Source organism: Streptomyces sp. NPDC089799 (assembly GCF_040684755.1).
Lineage (GTDB): Bacteria > Actinomycetota > Actinomycetes > Streptomycetales > Streptomycetaceae > Streptomyces.
In genome coordinates this window covers 75,878-91,772 of the sequence record NZ_JBFBGR010000032.1, presented here as the reverse complement: position 1 = coordinate 91,772, position 15,895 = coordinate 75,878, and the positions used below count along the sequence as shown (strand labels likewise).

Sequence of the window (15,895 nt, the reverse complement as noted above, 5' to 3'; positions counted from 1 at the left end):
CGTGGCGTGGGCCTCGCCCAGCGCACCGCCGAAGATCCGGAAGTCATGGGCGTAGACGAAGACCGTGCGGCCCTCGACGGTGCCCCAGCCGGTGACCACGCCGTCGCCGGGCGGCCGCTTGGCCTCCAGGCCGAATCCGGTCGCCCGGTGCCGGCGCAGCTGCTCGACCTCGTGGAACGATCCCTTGTCCAGCAGCAGCCCGATGCGCTCGTGCGCGGTCAGCTTGCCCTTCGCGTGCTGGCGTTCGGTGGCGGCGGGGTCGCCGTCCCGCGCCGACTCCTTGATCCGGTGCAGCTCTTCGACACGGTGGTGGATGGTGTCCGGTGGAATGGGCATGTCGTGCACTCTCCGTTCGTCACGTCATCACGTCGTCGCGTCGTCGCGTCATCGCGTCAGGGGCCGGGGCGAACACCGCGTCGCCCGTCCCCGGACCGGAGCTCAGCCAGGCGTCGGGGACCCAGCGGACGTCGACCACGCCGGGTGCGGGGCCCCGTACGGCGGCAGCGGCGGCATGGGTGGGGTCGCAGGGGATGCCGACCATGGTCCAGCCCTCGGGGTGGCGGCCGGTGTCGGTGCCGACGTAGTCCTCGGAGGGCGGGCGGCTCAGGCCGGTGCCCAGCCCCTTGAGGTACGCCTCCTTGCGGGTCCAGATCCGGCCGAAAAGTTCCCGCCGCGCCTCGCCCGGCTCGGCCGCGGCCAGTTCCTCCTGCTCCTCCGGGTGCAGTGCCCTGGAACAGATCTCGATGGTCTCCGCGCCGGGGAGCTTCTCCACGTCCACGCCGAGGGGGACGGAAGCCACGCCCACCAGGGCGATGCCGCCGCTGTGGGACAGGGAGAAGTGGAGCGGCGGGGGCGGCGGCGCGACGGCGGGACGGCCGTGCGACCCACCGCAGTCCGGGCAGGGTTCGCGCATGAACCGCACGTCCTGCGGGGCGTTCGCCGTGTAGCGGGCGATGATGCGGCGCAGGGCCACGTGCGCGGCGGCGTAGAGGATCCCGTCGGCGGGGCGGATGAACGCGGCGGCGCGCTCGCGCTCCCGCTCGTCGAGCTCTTCGCGGGCCAGCGCCTCGGCGGCCTCACCGGTGGGGCGGCGGACCAGCCACATGTCGGCACGGCCCGGGGCGAGGGTGAAGTCGGGCGGGCCGGGGTCCTCCCGGACGGCCGGGGCCAAGGCCGTGGCCACGGCAGAGGACGGGGCCGGGGCCGGGTACAGGGCCGAGGCCGGGGCCGGGGCCGGGGCCGGGGTGTCGGGGATCAGTGCGGTCGTGGTCATGCCGGCACCGGAGTCCCTCGCGGGTGGTCCGCCGCCTCCGGACCGAACTGCCCCGCGAGGCAGTCGACCAGCTCCCGGGCGCTGTTGGCGAGCAGCAGCCGCTGCAGGTTCAGACCGACTCCGAGCTTCCCCTCCATCCGGTACTGGAGTTCGATGCCGGCGATGGACCCGATGCCGAGGCAGCTCATCGGGCGGCCGGTGGTGTCGACCAGGTCCGGGGTGATGCCGAGGATCCGGCCCAGTTCCTCCCTGACGTACTGCTCCAGGATGCGGGTGCGTTCGGTCAGGCCGACGGAGTGCAGCAGATCGAGGTCGGGCACGCGGATCTCCACCACCGCGCCCGACTCGGTCTCGTACGTCTGTGACATCACAGGTGTGGTCATGGGGTTTCCCGGTTCGGGGCCGGGAGGTGCGCCGCACGGGCGCTCCCCCGGCCGTGGGCGGTGGAGTGGTCTCGGTGGCGGGCCGCCCGGCGCCACAGGGCGGGGGCGGTCAGGGCCGCCAGTGCCCCGGCCAGCGCGACGGCGGTGACCAGCCGGAAGCCGGCGGCCCGTCCGGCGCCGGCGGCGAGTGCCGGTACGGCGGCCCCGCCCAGCTGTACGCAGGTCTGGTAGAACGCGGAGGCCCGTTCGCGCAGCGGCCCGGGCACCTCGGCGGTCGCCTCCAGGTGCAGGGCGGTGAACGCGAGCGCAAAGGCGGCCCCGGCCAGGGCCATGGCGGGCAGGACCTCCGTGGCGTACCGGACGGTGCCGCCGGCGGAGGGGTAGAGCAGATGGCCGGCCGGTGCCGCGGCCGCACCGAGCGCGACGGCACGGGCGGGCCCCAGCCGGACGGCCAGCCGCAGTGCGGCCGGTGCGGCCAGGGCCAGTGGCGCGGCGGCCGGCAGGAAGGCGAGCGCGGTGGCCGTCGGACCCCAGCCGTGCCGGGCCAGGTCGACGGCCGCCAGCAGCAGGAAGGCGACGTACGAGCCGTTGAACGCGGCGGCGACGGCCGCGGCCCGCAGCAAGGGGCGGTGTCGCAGCAAGGGGCGGTGTCCCGGTAACGGGTGCTGCCCCTGCAACGGGTGCCCCGGCAGTCCGCGCGGCACCGGTGGGGCGGGTCCGGCCGCCTCGCGCGGGATCAGCACGGCCCCGGCGGCCAGCAGCAGCAGGGCGACCGGTGCCGGGAAGGCGAGGGTCCATCGCCAGCCGGCCGGGGTGAGCAGCCCGGACACCAGCAGCCCGGCACAGAACCCGAGGCCGCCGCAGAGGGAGTAGACCGACAGGGCCCGGCGGCGGGCCGGGCCGTCGGGCAGGACGGACGTGATGATGGCGAGGCCGGTGGGCGCGGTCAGCGCGACGCACGCCCCCTTGAGCATCCGGCCCGCGAACAGCGTGCCCGCGCCGTCCGCGAACGCCCCGGCCAGGGAGGCAGCGGCGAACCCCAGGAGGGCCGCCAGGTACACCCGGCGGCGGCCGAACCGTGAGGTCACCGCGGTGGCGAAGGGCAGGACGGCCGCGAATCCGGCGGCGAACCCGGTGACCAGCCCCTGCGCTTGGCCCGGCGGCAGGCCGAGGCCGGCGGCCACGGAGGGCAGGGCCACCAGGGCCGACGACACCTCCAGGGCGTCGACGAGCATGTTCGAGGCGAGTACGGCCACCAGGAGCCGACCGGCCGGCCGCGGATGCCGGCCGCGGTGTGCCGCGGGTGACGGGACAGGCTTCATGGCTCCAATGACCGCTTTCCGTTTACCGGCCCCGTTCCCCGGCTTCCGGCTTCCGGCTTCCGGCTTCCGGCTTCCGGCTTCCGGTGTACTGGCCCGGGGGTCAGCCGAGCAGGGTGCCGCCGGTGGCGTCCACGAAGGCGCCGGTGATCCAGCGGGCGTCCGGACCGGCCAGGAACGCCACCACGTCGGCCACGTCCTCCGGTTCGCCGACCCGCCCGAAGGCGGACAGTCCGGCCATCTGCTCGACTGCTTCGGGGATGTCGAAGACCGGGTTGCCGTTGCGGGTGATGCCGGGCGCCACGGTGTTCACGGTGATGCCCCGCGGGCCGAGCAGCTTGGCGTAGTGCAGGGCGAGCTGTTCCAGCGCGCCCTTGCTCATGGCGTACGCGATCTCGTCGGGGTTGGCGACGCGCGTGAGACCGGACGAGACGTTGATGATCCGTCCGCCGTCCCGCATGTGCCGCAGCGCCCGTTGCACGAGGAAGAACGGGGCCCGGGCGTTGACCGCGATCAGCCGGTCGAACAGCTCCCGGGTGGTGTCCTGCGGGCCGGTGCGGTCGCCCGTCACCCCCGCGTTGTTGACCAGGATGTCCAGGGCGGGGCTGCCGGTGCGGTCCAGCAGCTCGGGCTCCAGGGCGTCGAAGAGGGCCTCGGCGTCACCGTTCACGCCGAGTTCGGCCCGTACGGCGAAGGCCCGGCCGCCGTCGCTCTCGATCGCGGCCACCACCTCGCCGGCGGCGGTCGCACTGCTCGTGTAGTGGACGGCGACCAGGGCGCCCTCGCGCGCCAGGCGCAGCGCGGTGGCACGTCCCATGCCCCGGCTGGAGCCGGTGACCAGTGCCGTCCTGCCCGTGAGGCCGTCCATGCCGTGCCTTCCCGTTCCGGCGGCCGTGACGGCCGCTGCCGTGGTGTGCCGCCGGGCCGGGTCCCGTACGGGCTCGTGGACCGGCGCGTGTTCCGGCTCCCGTACGGGCTCCGGTGTCGGGGCCGGTGTCGGGGCCGGTGTCGGGGCCGCCGTGCCGAACCACCGCTCCAGCGCCTCGGTGAGCCCGCCGCAGCCCGAGCCGGCGGCCCAGACGACATGGCCGTCGGGACGTACCAGCAGCGCGGCGTCGGCACCGGCCGGATCCGTGACGTTCGCGGTGCGCAGCCGGTCCGCCCAGGGCGCGGCCAGGGCGAGCAACCGGTCCTGCTCCGATGAGGCATCCGATGAGGCGGCCGATGAGGCGGCCGGCGGGAGGAGCAGCAGCCCGCCGCCCCCGCGCAGCAGCGTGAAGGCGGTGGACGGGCCGCCGTCGTCCGCGATGACCTCCCGGTCGGGCAGACGCCGGCCGAGCAGCGGGTGGCCGCCCCGTCCGACGTCGTGGCGGACATCCAGGCCGGAGACCGCTCCGGCCAGGTGCGCGGCGACCCCGGCGTGGCCGGTGAGCTCGGCCAGCACCTCGTGCACCGCGTCCGTCGCGGGCCCGCCGAGCAGCAGCAGGGCCTGGCCGCGGACGCGGTCCTGGACGGCCCGGCCGACCGGGTGGCGTTCGGCGTGGTAGGTGTCGAGCAGCGCATCGCCGGCCCGCCCGGTGACCCGGGCCGCCAGCTTCCAGCCCAGGTTGAAGGCGTCCTGCAGGCCCAGGTTGAGGGACTGGCCGCCGACCGGGAGCTGCCGGTGCGCGGCGTCCCCGGCCAGCAGCACCCGGCCGGCCCGGTACTGCTCGGCCTGGTGGTGGGCGTCGTCGAAGGAGTCGGTCCACAGCGGGGTGCCGCCGCCGATGTCCTCGCCGGTAACCCGCTTCCAGGCGGCGGCCACGTCCTCGAAGGAGGGCCGGGAACGGCGCGGCGGCGCCCCGTGCGCGTGGAGCATCACCCGGGTCACCCCGTCGGGGCGGCGGGCCGCGACGGCCAGTCCGCCCGCCCGCCGTTCGAAACGGCGGACCGGTACGTCGATGCCCGCCACATCGGCGCGCAGCAGTTCCCGGGTCGCCCCGGCTCCGGTGACGGCGATCCCGGCCAGCCGCCGGACGGTGCTGTCCTCCCCGTCACAGCCGACCAGGTACGCGCCCCGTACGAGGGCCACGGTGCCGTCGTGACGGCGGACCCGGGCCTCGACCCCGTCCTCGCCGGCGGTCAGGCCGGTCAGTTCGTGTCCGCGCCGCAGGTCGGCCCCGAGCTCCGCCGCCCACTCCCCCAGCACTTCCTCCAGCCGGGTCTGCGGCACCTTCCACTGTCCGGGGTGCGGTCCGGGCAGCGTCAGGTCGAGGGGGATGCCCGCGAAGTGACCCGTCCCTTCGTGGGGGACCGGGCCGATCCGCTCCAGCAGACCGCGGCCGTCGAGGATCTCCATGGTGCGGGCGTGCAGGGTCGAAGCCCGGGACTCGGCCGTCGGGACGGTGAGCTTGTCGAGGACCACCACGTCCACGCCCGCGAGCCGCAGTTCCCCGGCGAGCAGCAGTCCGACCGGGCCGGCGCCGACCACGACCACCCGGGTGTCGGTGCAGTCCTCCGACATGCTCAGGCCCTGTTCTCTGCGTGTGCCCTGGCGTGGTTGAGGGTGGCGGTGCTGTTGGTGGACAGCGCCGTGTGGATGTACGCCTTGGCGTCCTCGACGGTCGCCTCGGGGCCGAGGATCCGCGCGATGTTGGCCGTGTTGACGGTGACCGTGTGCTGGGAGGACGCGCTGCTGGTGCCGTCGGCGTGGTCGGTGAACGTCCAGTAGCCGGTGTGCAGGGTCATCAGGGCCGGCAGCGTGGTCTGCTTGTACGCGATCCGGTGGTGGGGGAAGGTCACCCGGTAGGACTTGGTGGTGTGCACCGAGCCGTCCTTGGCGCGGGTGTCCATCTCCAGCTCCTGGAGCCCCGGGGTGTCCTCGGTGAGGCGGACGGTGGCCACGTGCGGGAGCCGCTCGGGCCACAGACCGGCCTCGTTGACGAAGTCGTAGACGTCCTTGGCGGATCCGGCGACCCGCACCGTGTCCTCGAAGGAGAAGGTGAGGGCTTCGGCGGCGTGGGCGGCCTCGACGTTCGTCTTCAGCGCGGCCAGCTCCGAGCGGGAGTTGCGGTCGACGGCCCGGTCGATCCACTCCAGGGAGGCCGGGTCGTCGTCGACGGCCCGGTAGTCGTGGAGCAGCCGCACCCGGGACTCGTCCCCGGAGAGCGGTTCGATGATCCAGGTGCCGCCCATGGCGGCGACCGGGGGTGCGGGGACCTCCTGGCGGAAGGTGATCCGCAGCCGCTCGGGGTCGAGGGTGCGGCGCGAGGTCCAGTTCTTGGCCTCGCCGTTGGCGGTGGCCCAGATCCGGATGCGCTCCTCGTTCGCACCCTGCTCGACGTGGTCGACGTAGATGGTCGGCGGGAAGATCCGCGGCCAGTTCCGGACCTCGGCTATCAACCGGTACACGGCGGAGGCGGGGGCCGAGACCGTGATCTCGTGCTCCACCTCGCGCAGGCCGGGCTGCGACATGTTCGTGACTCCTGGGGTTGGAGGGAAGGGGCGGGCGGATCAGAAGTTGCCGAGGCCACCGCAGACGTTGAGGGCCTGGGAGGTGATGGAGGCCGCGGTGTCGGAGGCGAGGTAGCCGACCAGGCCGGCGACCTCCTCCGGGGTGGAGTAGCGGCCCAGCGGGATCTTGGCCTGGAACTTCTCCAGGATGGCTTCCTCGGTGGCGTCGTACGCGGCGGCGTAGCCCTGGCGGACGCGCTGTGCCATCGGGGTCTCGACGTAGCCGGGGCAGACGGCGTTCACCGTGATGCCGGTGGGGGCGAGCTCGTTGCCGAGGGCCTTGGTGAAGCCGACCACGCCGTGCTTGGAGGCCGAGTACGGGGCGCCGAGGACGACGCCCTGCTTGCCCGCGGTGGACGCGATGTTGATGATGCGGCCGCGGTCCTTGGCGCGCAGGCCGCCGGTGTTCAGCGCCTCACGGGTCACCCGGAAGACGCTGTTGAGGTTGGTGTCGATGACGTCCTGCCACAGCTCCTCCGTGATGTCGGCGGTGACACCGCCACCGGAACGGCCGGCGTTGTTGACGACGACGTCGATGGTGCCGAAGCGGTCGACGGCGGCCCGGATCCAGTCGTGGACGCCGGTGGAGGAGCGGACGTCGACGGCCGCGCCGTCCACGTCCAGGCCCTCCTCGCGCAGCTGCTTGACGGTCGCGGCGACGTTCTCCTCGCTGCGCGCGCCGATGAAGACCTGGTGGTCCTGCGCGGCCAGCAGCCGGGCGACGGCCAGGCCGATCCCGCTGGTGGCACCGGTGACGACGGCGACCCGCTTGCCCTGCTCGGACATGGTGTGTGTTCTCCCAAGAAAGAGGTGCTCGGTGGGTACTCGGCAACAGCGGTGGCCGCCGCCCGCCGGGCGCGGGCGGCGGCCACCGTGGTGTGCGTGCGTCAGGCGCCGACGGGGGCGCTGAGGGTGGCGTTGATCGCCTCGACGAGGGTGCGCGGGGTGCGGTGCTCGCTGAACACGTCGTCGTCCAGCGAGATGCCGAACTCGCGCTCGATGCGGCCGCCGGTCTCCAGGAGCGCCAGCGACTCATAGCCCAGCTCCTCGAAGTCGCTGTCGAGGATGTTGCCGTCGAGGTCGACGCCCTCCTCGGCCCCGGCACCCTCCAGCAGGATGCGCTTGAGGTCTTCGATGGTGAACTTCTGATCGGACAAGACGATTTCCTTCCTCGGTCTGCCGCACACCCGGGGGATTGCGGGATGCGGGGTAACAGGGGCGCGCCCGCCACCGGAGCCGGTGGCACGGCAGGCGGACGCGCACGGCAGGCGGACACGCACGGCAGGCGGACGCGCACGGCAGGCGGACGCGCACGGCACGTCGGCCGCAGAACGGTCCGGCCACGGCCCGGCCACGGCCCGGATCCACGACGCCGGCCCGCGCGGTCGCACCGGGCAGGTCGGGTCGGCCGGGCGGGCCGGGCGGGCGGGCCGGGTCGGCCGCTCGCGCCGGAACGGGCGGTGGCCGACACGCCCGCCGCGCCGGACGGCCCGCCGCGCCGGGTCAGTCGGTGGAGCGGAGGACCAGTGCGGAGTTGAAGCCGCCGCGACCGCGGGCCAGGACGAGGGCGGTCCGTACGCATGCGGTGCGCGGCCGGTCGGCCACCAGGTCCAGCGCGTACGCGGGCGACAGCTCCACGTTGGTGGTGGGCGGGATCAGTCCCTCGCGCATCGCCAGCAGTGCGGAGACCACGTCGACCGGGGCGCCGCCCGCGGACAGCCGCCCGATCATGGTCTTGGGCGCCGTGACGGGCACGCCGCGCGGGCCGAAGACGGCGATGATCGCGTCGGCCTCCTCGCGGTCCAGGTGCGGGGTGCCGGCGGCGTCCGCGAACACCACGTCGACCTCGTCCGGGTCGCAGGCGGCGTCGGCGAGCGCGGTCTCGACGGCCCGGCGCAGCCCGGGTTCGCCCCCGCTGCCCGGCCGGGGGTCCATGGACGCGCCGTGTCCGGCGATCTCCCCGTACACGGTGCGGGCCCCGCGCTCGGCCGCGCTCTCCTCGTCCTCGAGGATCATCAGCGCCCCGCCCTCCCCCGGCACGTGGCCGCAGGCGGCCGCGTCGAAGGGCAGGTAGGCGCGTTGGGGGTCGTCACCGGTGGACAGCAGGCCCGTCGACAGCTGTGCGGCCCAGCCCCAGGAGCAGACCGACGCCTCGAAGCCGCCGGTGGCGACGAGCCTGCTGCCCCCGCGGATCTGCCGCCGGGCGTGGGCGACGGCGTCGAGGCCGCCGGCCTGGTCGCCCACGAGGACGCCGACCGGGCCGCGCAGCCCGTGCCGAAGCGCGATCTGACCGCTGTTGACGGCGGAGAAGCAGGCGAAGGACTGGTAGGCACTGACGTGCTTGCCGCCCAGGCTCCACAGTTTGCGGAGCTCGTTCGCACCGAACTCCGACCCCCCGGAGCCGACGGCGGTCACCACGCCCGCCCCGTACCCGGCGACGTCGCCCTCCCCCGCACCCGCGTCGGCGAACGCGCAGTCCGCCGCCGCCAGCGCCAGCTGGGTCATCCGGTCGGTCTGCGGCACGAGCCGCCCCGGCAGCCGTTCCTCCGCGGCGAAGCCGTGGATCTCCCCCGCCAGCCGGGCCGGATGGCCGGAGGCATCGAAGCGGGTGACCGGGCCGATGGCGTTCTTGCCGATGCGGGTCGCCGCCCAGAACTCCTCCACGCCGAAGCCGTTGGGAGCGGCCACACCGATCCCGGTCACCACGGTCCTGGACGTCATTGCGCACTCCTGTCGGGCCGGGCCAGCACCATCGCGCTCTGGAAGCCGCCGAAGCCGCTGCTCACGGTCAGGACGGTGTCGGTGCGGTGCTCGCGCGCGACGAGCGGGACGTAGTCGAGGTCGCACTCCGGGTCGGGAGCGTGCAGGTTCGCGGTGGGGGGCACCACGTGGTGTTCCATCGCCAGCACGGACGCCGCGATCTCGATCGCGCCGATCGCGCCCAGTGAGTGCCCCACCATGGACTTGATGGAGCTGACCGGGACGCCGTACGCGTGCTCGCCGAGGCTCAGTTTGAACGCGGTGGTCTCGTGGCGGTCGTTCTGCTTCGTGCCCGAGCCGTGCGCGTTGACGTAGTCGACCCGGCCGGGGTCGATCCGCGCCCCGTCGAGGGCGACCCGGACGGCCTCCGCCAGCTCGCGGCCGTCGGGCCGCAGGCCGGTCATGTGGAAGGCGCTGCACCGGGAGGCGTGGCCGGCGATCTCCGCGTAGACGTGCGCGCCCCGGCGGCGGGCGCTCTCCAGCTCCTCCAGGACGAACGCGGCGGCTCCCTCACCGAGGACGAAGCCGTTGCGGGTCGAGTCGAAGGGGCGCGAGGCCGTCGCCGCCTCGTCGTTGAGCACCGTGGTCGCCCGGACCGCGTCGAAGGCGGCCAGGGTCACCGGGGTGATCGGCGCGTCCGTGGCGCCGGTGACCATCACGTCCGTGACGCCCTCGCGGATCAGGTCCGCGGCGTGCGCGACCGCATCGATCCCGGCGGTGCAGCCGGTGGACACCAGCGTGGCCGGGCCCTGCGCGCCGACCGCCCACGCCACCTCGGCCGAGAAGGAACTCGGCACGAACCAGTCGTAGAGGTCCCGCGGCGCGCGTGCGTGGTCCACCGGCTCCAGCCGCCCGTCGTCACTGACCGTCCGGTACGCGCCGTCGAGCCCGGTGACCGCACCGGTCGCGGTGCCGAACCCGACACCCGTACGGTGCGGGTCCAGCGCGGAGAGGTCCAGCCCGCTGTCGGCGACGGCCTCCCGCGCGGTCACCACGGCGAACTGGGCCGCGCGGTCCATCCGCCGGACCTCCTCCGGCGCCAGTCCGTGCAGCACCGGGTCGAAGTCGGCCTCGGCCGCGACCCGGGAACGGAAAGCGGACGCGTCGAAGGAGCTGATGAGGCGGGTCGCCGTACGTCCCTCGCTCAGCAGGCTCCAGAAGCCCCCGACCCCGATGCCGCCCGGTGCCAGGACTCCGACACCCGTGATCACAACCCGGCGAACCACCTGTACTGCCCTCCCGTCGTCTCGGCCCGGCGGCACTTCACTCCGAGGCCGTCCAGTCGTAGAAGCGGGTGGCCATCGCGTCGGCCGGGGTGCGCCAGGTGGCCGGGTCGTAGGGCTGGATGTAGGGCTTCAGCTCGTTGCTGATGCCGATGAAGCGGGGGTCCTGGCGGGACTCCTCGATGCGCTGCTCGCCCGTGTCGTCGGCGAAGTCCTGGAGGTGGAAGTAGAGGCCCTTGTACATGAACAGCCTGCGGCGCAGGGTGCCCATGCGGTGCGGCATGTCCGTCCGGTCGAAGTCGGCGAACAGCTCGGCGACCTCATGGCTGGACTTCCCGTCCATACGGGCCACGATCAGGTTGCTGTGCTTCATGGGCTTCTCTCTCTTCCTGTCCAGGAGCGGGGAGCGGACCGGTACGGTCGGCGGGGTCGGCGGGGGTCGGCGGCCGTGGGTTGCGGTCGGGTCGGGCCGGTACGGCGGCGGGACCCCGCCGGTCAGGGCCGGCCGAACCAGCGCTGCAGGGCCATCGGCAGGTCGTGGTGGCTGCCGGGCGACGCCCAGGCGACGTATCCGTCGGGGCGCACCAGCACCGCGGTGGTGCCGTGCAGGGCAGCAGAGCCTGCGTATCCCCCGGCCGCCGTGTCCGGGCCGGCCGCAGACGGTCCGTACGGGGACGCTGCGTGCGGGGGCAGCCCGTGCGGGGGCAGCCCGTGCGGTTCGGCGGTCACGATGTCGACGCGGTCGGACCAGGCGGCGGCGCGCTGTCGGAGCCGCGGGTTGTCGGCCAGGTCGAGCAGCAGACCGCGCGCCGGGCGCAGCAGCTCGGTGCTGGTCGTCTTGCGGTCGCCACCGACGAGTTCGATGCGTGGCATGCGCCGGCCGAGCAGCGGGTGGGCGCCGCGGCCGACGTCGTAGCGGATCTCCAGCCCGCTGACCATGGCGGCCAGGTGCCGGGCGACCTCGTCGTACCGGATCAGCTCGGTGAACAGGTCGCGCAGCGGCTGCACCTCGGCGCCGCTGAGGAACAGCAGGCCCTGCGCGCGGGTGTTCATCAGCAGCCGGCGGCCGACCGGGTGCCGCTCCCCGTGGTAGGTGTCGAGCAGGTCGGGCGCCGCCCGGCCGCCGGCCACGGCGCCGAGCTTCCAGCCCAGGTTGACCGCGTCCTGGATGCCGGTGTTCATGCCCTGGCCCCCGGCGGGGAGGTGGATGTGGGCGGCGTCCCCCGCGAGGAGCACCCGGCCGCGCCGGTATTCGGTGACTTGACGGGCGGCATCGCCGAAGGAGGACACCCAGACAGGTTCGGCATGCGAGATGTCCTCGCCGGTGAGCCGCTGCCAGGCCGCCGCGACCTCCTCGAAGGCGGGCGGCGCCTCCCTCCGGCGGGGCGGGGTGCCGCGCTCGCACACCACGATCCGGGTGGTGCCGCCGGGCAGCGGGCCGACCATCACCATGCCGCCGGGCAGGGTCTCGCCGATCATCCGGGGGGTGAGGTCGACGCCCTTGATGTCGGCGAGGAACATCTCCGTGGTGGCCGCCGTGCCGGGGAAGTCGAAGCCGGCCGCCTTGCGGACCGTACTGCGTCCGCCGTCGCAGCCGACCAGCCAGGGCGCGCGCAGGACGTGCTTCCCTTGCGGGCCGCGCACGGCGACCTCGACGCGGGTGCCGTCGTCGTGGACGGAGAGCACCTCGTGCCCCCGCCTGACGTCGGCGCCGAGGCCGGTGGCCCATTCCTCCAGCCGGGCTTCGGTGGCCGACTGCGGCACGCTCTTGGCGGCCCGGCAGTCTCCTCCGAGCACTCCGAAGTCGACGGGCAGGCCGCCGAAGTGGCCGGCCGTACCGGTCTCGATCTCTCCGAAGGCGTCGAGGATGCCCCGCTGGTCGAAGCTCTCCAGGGTGCGGGCCGTGAACCCCAGTCCCCGTGACTCACCGGTGCGGTGGGCGAGTTTCTCCAGCACGACCACGTCCACGCCGGCGAGCCGCAGTTCACCGGCGAGCATCATGCCCGCGGGACCCGCACCCACCACGATCACTGCGGCGTCCATCGCCCCTCCCCGGCTGTCTCGGCGGCCACTGTCCGGCTGACCGATCCGGGGGTCGTCCATGGGGCCATGGAGACACTGCACCGGATCTTGGGTTCCAGGTTCTTCGAACGCGGACACCCGATCAATGGACGGGATTTCAGGACTCGGTCAGGTTCGACAAGCAGGTGTCGGCTGCCTCGGATGCCCGCCAAGCCCGTGTCAAAAGCAGGTCAACCCCGGCCCGTGGCGCGTGCCGTACGGCGTTTGGCCGCGCGGCGGCCGAAGCAGTCGCGGACGTCGTTCTCGCTGTAGTAGGTGCGGCCCGAGCGGGTCTGGCGGCGCCAGCGCTCCTCGCTCGCCAGCCGGTAGACGGTGCCCATGGACGTGTGCCAGAGCCCGGCTATGTCGGCGGCGGCGAGCCAGCGTTCGGTGGCAGGGGCAGGGGCGGACGGCAGGTCTGCCTGGGGGGCGTCTGCCTCCGGGACGTCTGCCCGCGGGACGGCCGCCGCGGAGTCCATGACCAGGCTCAGTTCGCTCCACCGGTGGCTGCCCCAGCGGTGGGCGGGGTCCGCGTCGCACCGGATCTCGGGGCTGGCCGCCCTGGCGTGCGTACGGACGGCCAGGGCGAGGCCGCCGGGGCAGCCGGGTTCCGGGCAGGTGCCCAGGCGGATGCTGCGGGCCGGGTCGGGGAAGGCCACCCGCCGCCCCTCCCGCACCAGGCGGGCCACCTCTTCCGAGGCTTCGGCCGCGGCGGCGTGGGCGGCCAGCCAGTCGGCGTGCCGCAGCAGGAAGGCGGTCAGTCCGGGAACGGTGCGCGGGGGTGCCTGGACTCCGCGGGCCTGCGCCACCAGCCCGCTCCACGAGCCGAGGGTGGAGATCATCCGCGCCCGGACCTCGGCGGCCGCTCCGTTGAAGGGGATGCCGGGGAGCACTCCGCCGGACGTCTTCTCGCGGAGCCCGTCCTGGGCGGTGCCGCCCAGCACGCGTGCGCACTCCTCGTAGAGGGGGGCGAGTTCGGCGAGTCCTGCCGTGAGGTGGTCCCGGCAGGAGCGGCAGAGCCGGGAGCCCTCGGTGCTCCTGCGGCGGTGTTCCCCTTCGGGCGCGCGCCGGCACCCTTCTCCCCGGCACAGCATGGTTGTCATTCCTGCCCCTCGCAGACCTGTGGTGGGCGGCCAGGGCCCGCGCTCACGGGCGCCGGGTCAGCCCTGGCCGAAACGGAATCCGACGCCGCGGATCGTGATGATCCACTCCGCGCCGATCTTGTTGCGCAGCGTGCTCACGTGGGTGTCGACCGTCCGCCGGGACCACGAGTCCCCCCAGACCTGCTGCATCAGCGTCTTGCGCGGGATGACCGTGCCCGGGTGCGAGGCGAGGAGGTAGAGCATGTCGAACTCCTTGCGGGTGGTCTCCACGGGGCGGCCGTCGAGACTGACCTCGCGGGTGCCGGCGTCGATCCGCAGCGGTCCGCTGGTGATGGTGGAGGAGAGCGGTGCGACCGGGCGGGCCCGCCGCATCACGGCCTCCATACGGGCCATCAGTTCGCGGAAGCCGTAGGGCTTGGCCAGGTAGTCGTCGGCACCCGCCTGGAGGCCGAGGACCCGGTCGAGTTCGGTGCCGCGGGCGGTCACGGCGATCAGCGGGGTCTCGCCGGCCGTGCGTATCCGGCGGCAGACCTCCAGACCGTCGAGGTCGGGGAGTTCGAGGTCGAGAAGGACGAGGTCGGCGTCCGGGAACGCGCGCAGGGCCTCGCCGCCGGTGCCGACGATGTCGACCTCGTGACCGTGCCGGCGCAGTCCCCGGGCGAGGGTCTCGGCGTCACTGGTGCTGTTCTCCACGAGCAGGATCCGCCAGGAGGCGGAGGCCGACGGAACCAGTCCGCCCTGCGGCGAGGCTGTCTGAGGCTCCAGCACACCGCTCGACCGCTGGTTCATCTGTCCCCCTACTCATCGGGCTCGGGTCTCATGACCTAACGTGCCAACGTCAGAGAATGTATAAACCGCGCCGTCGGTTTGTCAAAGAGTGGTCAATGGCGTGAAATAGCCCATAGTCGGGCCGGCAATAGGCCCGACTATGGACATTGATGGTCAATGTGACGCCGAAAGGATCTTCGAATACAGTCCAGCTGGTCTGTATTCAACAGAAGGACTGTCGGGTCAGCCGGGTCAGCCGGGTCAGCCCGGTGCCGGGGTGCCGGGTCAGAAGGACAACGGCGTGGTGAAGGTGCAGTGGAACAGCGGGGCCCCCGCCTGGTGGCCCGTGACCTCGAGGGTGGAGGTTCCGTGCTCCCTCGCGGGGACCGGCACCGCTTCCACCAGGCAGGGGCTGTCGAACTCGGCGTACTGGTGGAAGACGATGCTGCCGCGGGCCGGCAGGAACGGTACGGGTGCCACGGCCGCGGCGGCGGCCTGGCGGGCCGCCTCGAAGAGCAGCATTCCCGGGATGTGATCGGACGGACGCTGGAACAGCGTGGGGTGCTCGGTGTCCGGGCGGAGCTCCCACAGTCCGTTCGCCGGAGTCGGGGAGAGGAGGACGTCCTCGGGTCGGGACCGTCCCACGAGGGCCGCGTCCGCGGCGTGGGTCTGGGGCCGGAAGCTGACCGGTGTGTCACGGCCGCCGCGCAGCCGGCGGTAGACGCCGGGGCTGATGAGCCGGGCCCGTCCGCCTCCGGTGGCGACGGTCCGGCAGTCGCGGCGGATCACCCAGTCGACGGTCAGGTGCGAGAGGTTCCGGCCCCGGTGGACCAGATCGGAGAAGGTGATCTCCAGGTCTGCCCGGTCCTCGGGACCGCCGACTTCGAACCCTTCCGGGTGGTACACGTACTCGAGTTCGGTGAGCAGGAAATGGTGGTCGAGCGGGATGCCGTACCCCGCATGCAGGACCGCCATCGTCGACTGCCTCATGGTCTCCACGATCAGCAGCGGGTCGTGGATGCCCCCGTGGACGGGGGCGAAGAAAGGGTGACTGGTCGGCCAGCCGACCCTGACGAGGAAACGATCCTTCGCCAACTCGGTCCAGCCGAGCGCGAACGCGTCCTCCGGACGGACCCGGTGGCACAGCTCGTGGGAAGCCGGTTTCAGCTCCGTCGCGCCGGGTCGTAAGCAGTCGATTACTGCAGCCTGATGCATTTCTCCCCCGTGGGTGATCGAATCGGTCGCCCTCGGCAGCAAAGATACAGACGCCCCGGTTTTTTGTCATGGGTCTTTCACGAGCTGGGTATATGCGGGTGAAATTGGACAAGAGGGACGCAAGAGGGCTGTTCGGCGGGCCGGCTGCTCCGGATCGAACCCGGAGCAGGGGCTTGTGGCGCCGTCAAGGTCAGGGTTCCCGCAGGGAGATGCGGTTCATGGATGGCAAACGTTCGGCCAATCGGTCGACTTGCGTCGGAATCATACCAACGGCGCGGTTTAATAATGGGTAAAGATC

The 15,895-nt window shown here is 73.2% G+C and carries 15 protein-coding genes; all 15 read right to left on the bottom strand.

Translation table 11 applies throughout. The features are described 5' to 3' along the window. Nucleotides 1-336 (bottom strand): carboxyl transferase domain-containing protein (locus AB0O36_RS28870; protein ID WP_365115251.1); only part of this gene is annotated, 336 nt, incomplete at its 3' end. 19 nt (nucleotides 337-355) lie between these two features. After that, complete coding sequence (locus AB0O36_RS28865; protein ID WP_365115249.1) at nucleotides 356-1,273, bottom strand: 4'-phosphopantetheinyl transferase superfamily protein; 918 nt, start codon at nucleotides 1,271-1,273, stop codon at nucleotides 356-358. Next, nucleotides 1,270-1,656: an acyl carrier protein gene (locus AB0O36_RS28860; RefSeq protein WP_365115247.1), complete on the bottom strand. Its 387-nt coding sequence runs from the start codon at nucleotides 1,654-1,656 to the stop codon at nucleotides 1,270-1,272. Before AB0O36_RS28860 ends, AB0O36_RS28865 begins: the two co-directional genes overlap by 4 nt. Then, nucleotides 1,653-2,978 carry an MFS transporter gene (locus AB0O36_RS28855; protein WP_365115246.1) on the bottom strand — a complete coding sequence of 442 codons (1,326 nt, stop codon included), beginning with the start codon at nucleotides 2,976-2,978 and terminating at the stop codon, nucleotides 1,653-1,655. Before AB0O36_RS28855 ends, AB0O36_RS28860 begins: the two co-directional genes overlap by 4 nt. Nucleotides 2,979-3,078: 100 nt before the next feature. Beyond that, nucleotides 3,079-5,478, bottom strand: coding sequence for an SDR family oxidoreductase (locus AB0O36_RS28850; RefSeq protein ID WP_365115245.1), 2,400 nt, complete (start codon nucleotides 5,476-5,478; stop codon nucleotides 3,079-3,081). Nucleotides 5,479-5,480: 2 nt separating this feature from the next. Further along, entirely contained in the window at nucleotides 5,481-6,428 is a 948-nt protein-coding gene (locus AB0O36_RS28845) for an aromatase/cyclase (protein WP_365115243.1), read from the bottom strand. 39 nt (nucleotides 6,429-6,467) lie between these two features. After that, nucleotides 6,468-7,253 (bottom strand): 3-oxoacyl-ACP reductase FabG, encoded by a 786-nt coding sequence (gene fabG / locus AB0O36_RS28840; protein ID WP_365115241.1) that lies wholly within the window; start codon nucleotides 7,251-7,253, stop codon nucleotides 6,468-6,470. 101 nt (nucleotides 7,254-7,354) lie between these two features. Then, nucleotides 7,355-7,624 carry an acyl carrier protein gene (locus AB0O36_RS28835; protein ID WP_365115239.1) on the bottom strand — a complete coding sequence of 90 codons (270 nt, stop codon included), beginning with the start codon at nucleotides 7,622-7,624 and terminating at the stop codon, nucleotides 7,355-7,357. 346 nt (nucleotides 7,625-7,970) lie between these two features. Further along, on the bottom strand, nucleotides 7,971-9,188 hold the full coding sequence (locus AB0O36_RS28830; protein WP_365115237.1) for a ketosynthase chain-length factor: 1,218 nt from the start codon (nucleotides 9,186-9,188) through the stop codon (nucleotides 7,971-7,973). Further along, nucleotides 9,185-10,438, bottom strand: a complete 1,254-nt coding sequence (locus AB0O36_RS28825) for a beta-ketoacyl-[acyl-carrier-protein] synthase family protein (RefSeq protein WP_365115236.1) — start codon at nucleotides 10,436-10,438, stop codon at nucleotides 9,185-9,187. Before AB0O36_RS28825 ends, AB0O36_RS28830 begins: the two co-directional genes overlap by 4 nt. A gap of 52 nt (nucleotides 10,439-10,490) precedes the next feature. Next, on the bottom strand, nucleotides 10,491-10,823 hold the full coding sequence (locus tag AB0O36_RS28820) for a TcmI family type II polyketide cyclase (protein ID WP_365115234.1): 333 nt from the start codon (nucleotides 10,821-10,823) through the stop codon (nucleotides 10,491-10,493). 122 nt (nucleotides 10,824-10,945) lie between these two features. Continuing rightward, entirely contained in the window at nucleotides 10,946-12,493 is a 1,548-nt protein-coding gene (locus AB0O36_RS28815; RefSeq protein WP_365115233.1) for an FAD-dependent monooxygenase, read from the bottom strand. Between the two features lie 209 nt (nucleotides 12,494-12,702). After that, nucleotides 12,703-13,614, bottom strand: a complete 912-nt coding sequence (locus AB0O36_RS28810; protein ID WP_365115232.1) for a hypothetical protein — start codon at nucleotides 13,612-13,614, stop codon at nucleotides 12,703-12,705. Between the two features lie 57 nt (nucleotides 13,615-13,671). Next, the gene (locus AB0O36_RS28805; protein ID WP_365115231.1) at nucleotides 13,672-14,403 is read right to left on the bottom strand and encodes a response regulator transcription factor; all 732 of its coding nucleotides are present in this window, start codon (nucleotides 14,401-14,403) and stop codon (nucleotides 13,672-13,674) included. A gap of 264 nt (nucleotides 14,404-14,667) precedes the next feature. After that, nucleotides 14,668-15,597: a ScbA/BarX family gamma-butyrolactone biosynthesis protein gene (locus AB0O36_RS28800; RefSeq protein WP_365115230.1), complete on the bottom strand. Its 930-nt coding sequence runs from the start codon at nucleotides 15,595-15,597 to the stop codon at nucleotides 14,668-14,670. Nucleotides 15,598-15,895: the final 298 nt, after the last annotated feature.